Annotated in this window: 1 pseudogene; it reads right to left on the bottom strand. The window is 65.9% G+C overall.

From position 1 onward, the window contains the following. Positions 1 to 831, bottom strand: a pseudogene (locus EN879_RS37065) (hypothetical protein); the annotation flags it as partial. Between the last annotated feature and the right edge of the window lie 196 nt (positions 832 to 1027).

The raw sequence follows: 1027 nt of genomic DNA, 5'->3' as shown, positions 1-1027 counted from the left end.
GGCGAGCAGCAGGAAAGCCATGCCGCTGGCCGGCAAGGGCTCCGCGGCCAGCAGCTTGGCGCCCGGCCAGCACAGGGCAAGCCGGCCATGTTCGTTCCGTACCACAATTGCGAAACGCGCCACCATGGAGAAGAAGACCGTCAGGAATTCGCCGCTGCGGCTCCAGCCGCGATAGCCGAACGCCAGTATGGCGAGGAAAGAGAATAGCCAGTAGAGGCCGGCGGCCACGGCCAGACGCGCCGGATCGTCGGGCGCCGGATCGATGAGTTCGAACCAGGCAAAGGCGAAGAACAAGATGGCCGCAGGCCAGCAGCCGACCCATCGGGGCAGGCGCCATGTCCCGGTCCCGAACAGGCGCGAGGCGATACGCCATGGTCCATACCAGGGGTTCAGCCATGACCAGAGATCGCCGAAGAGGCCTTGCAACAGCGTGACGCCGGCCCACAAAAGGGTCCAGATCACCAAAGGCAGCGGGTTTGAAAGCGGGTCGTGGCTGCCGAAAAGGCCGGCGGCGATGAGAATTGCAAAGCCGGCAAAGGATATCAGGCTGATGGCGGCGCGGGCGCTGTCGCCGAAGGTGAACAGCGGCAGGCGTCGGCGCCAGAAGCGGGCAAGCGAAGCCGCCGGCAGCAGCGCCAGGACGAGGAAGCTGACGGCCACGGCGAAGGCGCCTCCGACCAGATAGTAGCCGGTCGGCAACAGCAGGACGTGGCCCCGGTCGGAGGCGTGGGCGAAGGCTGGGGTGGGGAGGAGGGCAAACAGCGCCGCAGATAATAACGCCAACAGCTGATGGCAGTGCTCTACGAGGCCCCCCTCTGTCCTGCCGGACATCTCCCCCTCAAGGGGGGAGATCGGCAGAACGGCCTGTTGGCGCCATTCTTCAAGCGTTGGAGATTGGCGAAAGCAGGGACCAGGGACCAAGTCCAATCTCCCCCCTTGAGGGGGAGATGTCCGGTAGGACAGAGGGGGGCGCCAAGGAACTCGGCCTATCCAAGAGCCCCACCACCCCACCCCCCCCCCCTTGACC

Origin of the sequence: Mesorhizobium sp. M7A.F.Ca.AU.002.02.1.1, from assembly GCF_003998535.1 — a bacterium.
GTDB classification, from domain to species: Bacteria; Pseudomonadota; Alphaproteobacteria; order Rhizobiales; family Rhizobiaceae; genus Mesorhizobium; species Mesorhizobium ciceri.
The sequence above is the reverse complement of the archived record's forward strand: the minus strand, read 5'-3'. Positions and strand labels throughout refer to the sequence as shown.